The following is a 3,350-nucleotide window of genomic DNA, read 5'->3' on the forward strand; positions in this document are numbered from 1 at the left end:
AGCGCGAGTTTGCCGGCATCGAGAGATGCAACGTAAAAGAATCGGTGGAGCGGTAGTTCAGTTGGTTAGAATACCTGCCTGTCACGCAGGGGGTCGCGGGTTCGAGCCCCGTCCGTTCCGCCACTTAATTGATAAGCCCTGAGTCTCTGACTCAGGGCTTTTTCATATGCAAAATTCATCATGTTTCGTCGATTTCCCTCCGGTCTGCCGTTTTTCTCCGTCATATTGTTGCCTGTTGGTCAAAAGTCTTATGCAGAACCTGGCATTTTTGCTCACTAAAAATATTGCCATACTCTCTCGCATCGCTATTTATCCACTAATGAGAGAGCAAATATTGTGAGCATCCCTGCATTTGGTTTAGGTACTTTCCGCCTTCAGGATCAGGTCGTTATCGACTCGGTGAGCATGGCGCTGGAATTGGGCTATCGGGCTATCGATACCGCACAGATCTATGAAAACGAAGCGGCCGTCGGCCAGGCGATCGTTGCCAGCGGTGTGCCGCGTGGCGAGCTATTTATCACAACCAAGATTTGGATCGCGAATCTGGCTAAGGGGACATTGATTCCCAGTCTGCAAGACAGCTTGGCCAAGCTGCAGACTTCGTATGTCGATCTGACATTGATTCACTGGCCATCGCCAAATGATGAAGTGCCAGTCGCCGAATTTATGGCTGAACTGCTGGAAGCCAAGCGATTGGGGTTGACCCGTCAGATAGGGGTATCCAATTTCACTATCGATCTGATGCAGCAGGCGATTGACGCGGTCGGTGCCGATCAGATCGCAACCAACCAGATCGAACTGTCGCCATTCTTGCAGAATGAAAAAGTGGTGGCGTTCGCACGGCAGCAGGGCATTGCCATCACCTCTTATATGACGCTGGCGTATGGTAAAGCGTTGCAGGATGAGACGATCAAGCGTATCGCGACGCGACACAATGTGACGCCGGCACAGGTGGTTCTGGCCTGGGCGCTAAAGCTGGGCTACGCGGTGATCCCTTCCTCGACCAAGCGTGAAAACCTGGAGAGCAACCTGTTAGCGCAGCAGCTGACGCTGAGTGATGAAGAGATGACGCAGATTGCCGCGCTGGAAAGCCACGGCCGATTGGTCAGCCCGGAAGGTCTGGCACCCAACTGGGACTAATCTTCGGCTACCGCGACCTCAGGCGCCCGAGAGAGCGCCTTTTTTATCACTTTAACCGCTCGCTGATAAAATCGATAAAGCTGCGCAGACGGTTACTGACGGCGTTATCGCTGTAGTACACCGCGTTGATCGGCATTTCGAGCGGTAGCGTGTCTTCCACCAGAAGGGGGATCAGGTCCCCGCGTTTGACGTCTTCATCACTCATAAAGTCCGACAGGCAGGCGATGCCATTGCCGTGCAGGCACAGGTGGCGCTGGGTTTCGCCGCTGTTGGTGGTCAGCCCCGGAACGATCTCCAGTTGGCGACCATCGGCACAGGCCAGCGGCCAGCGGTTCAGGTTGGGCAGATCGTTAAAGCCGATGCAGCAATGGTGTTCTAGCTCGGCCACGCTCTTTGGCGCGCCATACTGCGCCAGGTAGGCGGGGGAGGCCAGAATGCGCCGATAGCTGGCCATTAGCTTGCGCGCTTTCAGCGTAGAGTCCGTCAGCTCGCCGACGCGGATTGCGATATCCACTTTCCGTTCGATCAAATTGATGAAGTTTTCCGAAGAGACCAACGATAGCGACATTTCCGGATAGCGTTCACGAAACTCGGCGACCAGCGGCGTCAACAGATGCAACACGACCGGCGTTGCGGCATCGACGCGCAGCAGCCCCTGCGGGCGTTGGCGGTTTTCCATCAACGCGTTTTCCGCTGCGGCCATATCGCTCAACACCTTTTGCACCTGCCGAAAGTAGTTTTCGCCTTCCTGGGTCAGACTGATTTGGCGCGTCGTGCGGTTGAGCAGGGTCACGCCCAGCTTGCTCTCCAGTTTTTTTACCGTACGGCTAACCACGGAGTTGGCCTGCTGCAGGCGCTCTGCCGCCCGGCTGAAGCTGCCGCTCTCCACTACGGTGACGAAGGTGATAAGCTCGTCCGAATTCGCTTTCATTTTTGCTCCACAGGCAAACTTTGTTTGAAATATTTAGCGATTTTGTCATTTAATCACGTCGGAGCATCGCCGTCACCCACTTGAGCGCGAACCTGTACATGCCTATTTCCCGTGCGCATTTTGCTGGCCTTTTCGCATTTTTCACCTCTGATGCGTCACCTTTACACAGCTATACCCTCAGAATATTGAAATCACCGCAGACGGCCCCTATAACTGAAAAGGTTATGCCTGTAAAAGCCATGCCCTCTGTGCGGGGCAGGCGTATAATCAATTCACCGTTGGCGAAGTCTTCATCGCCAGTTTCATGCTAATGGGTAATAGGCGAATCGCGTGCCGAAACGAACTTATGCAATGAGGTATGTTGCAGGCCAGCCAGTTGAACGAATCTTTCCTGGCGCCGCTAACCAGCCGTTGCCGCCAGGGGCTGCGCTGCCGACGACCGGCGCTCTGCGCGTCATGGTATGGAATATTTTCAAACAGCAGCGAGCCGACTGGCTTTCGGTGCTGAAAAATCATGGTAAAGATGCGCAGCTGGTATTGTTGCAAGAGGCGCAAACCACACCGGAGCTGGTGAGCTATGCTACCGCCAACTATCTGGCGGCCGATCAGGTGCCGGCCTTTGTGTTGCCGCAACATCCTTCCGGCGTGATGACGCTGGCAGCCGCTCATCCGGTTTACTGCTGCCCGCTGCGCGAGCGTGAGCCGCTGCTGCGGCTGTCTAAGTCGGCTTTGATCACCGTTTACCCGCTGTACAACGGTGAGCTGTTGATGGTGGTGAATATCCATGCGGTGAACTTCAGCCTGGGAGTAGACGTTTACAGCAAGCAGTTGGGGCCGATCGGCGAGCAGATCGCCAGCCACCGGGGGCCGGTGATCATGGCGGGGGACTTCAACGCCTGGAGCCGTAAACGTATCAATGCGCTGTATGATTTTGCCGGCGAAATGGCGCTGCGTGAGGTTAGCTTCACCGACGATCACCGCCGCAAGGCCTTTGGCCGCCCGCTGGACTTCGTGTTTTACCGTAACCTGGGGGTTGTGGAGGCATCGGTGCTGGTGACCAGCGCGTCGGATCACAATCCGTTGTTGGTGGAGTTCCACCCGGAAAAAGACGCTCCCGTCTGGTGAATCACAGGTAACAAAAAAGCACCCCGAGGGGTAATGCCGATCGTTTAAGGATCAATTGACCGATCCTGTGGTTGCTGTACAAAGGGTCCATGGCATCGTCATGGACCCTTAAAATGGAACTTTCCCAGGCTCTTGGCATTATCAATTTCACCAC

3 protein-coding genes and 1 tRNA gene are annotated in these 3,350 nt (G+C 55.1%); 3 read left to right on the forward strand and 1 reads right to left on the reverse strand.

Going from position 1 to position 3,350, the window contains the following annotated elements:
* Positions 1-46: 46 nt before the first annotated feature.
* Both M6G53_RS24640 and dkgB read left to right on the forward strand, forming a co-directional pair.
* Positions 47-123: transfer RNA gene (locus M6G53_RS24640), tRNA-Asp, on the forward strand.
* 213 nt (positions 124-336) lie between these two features.
* Positions 337-1,140, forward strand: a complete 804-nt coding sequence (gene dkgB, locus M6G53_RS24645) for a 2,5-didehydrogluconate reductase DkgB (protein WP_253335140.1) — start codon at positions 337-339, stop codon at positions 1,138-1,140.
* Between the two features lie 46 nt (positions 1,141-1,186).
* Here dkgB and yafC read toward each other — a convergent pair whose 3' ends face one another.
* Positions 1,187-2,071: a DNA-binding transcriptional regulator YafC gene (gene yafC / locus M6G53_RS24650; RefSeq protein ID WP_253335147.1), complete on the reverse strand. Its 885-nt coding sequence runs from the start codon at positions 2,069-2,071 to the stop codon at positions 1,187-1,189.
* Positions 2,072-2,401: 330 nt separating this feature from the next.
* On the opposite strand from yafC, the gene M6G53_RS24655 reads away from it, so the two are divergent.
* Positions 2,402-3,196, forward strand: a complete 795-nt coding sequence (locus M6G53_RS24655) for an endonuclease/exonuclease/phosphatase family protein (protein WP_253335149.1) — start codon at positions 2,402-2,404, stop codon at positions 3,194-3,196.
* Positions 3,197-3,350: the final 154 nt, after the last annotated feature.

Source organism: Serratia nevei (genome assembly GCF_024160145.1).
Taxonomy (GTDB): Bacteria; Pseudomonadota; Gammaproteobacteria; order Enterobacterales; family Enterobacteriaceae; genus Serratia; species Serratia nevei_A.

What these genes read in the sequence shown, in the direction of transcription:
- yafC (WP_253335147.1), bottom strand. Translation starts at nt 2,071, where the DNA reads ATGAAAGCGAATTCGGACGAGCTTATCACCTTCGTCACCGTAGTGGAG.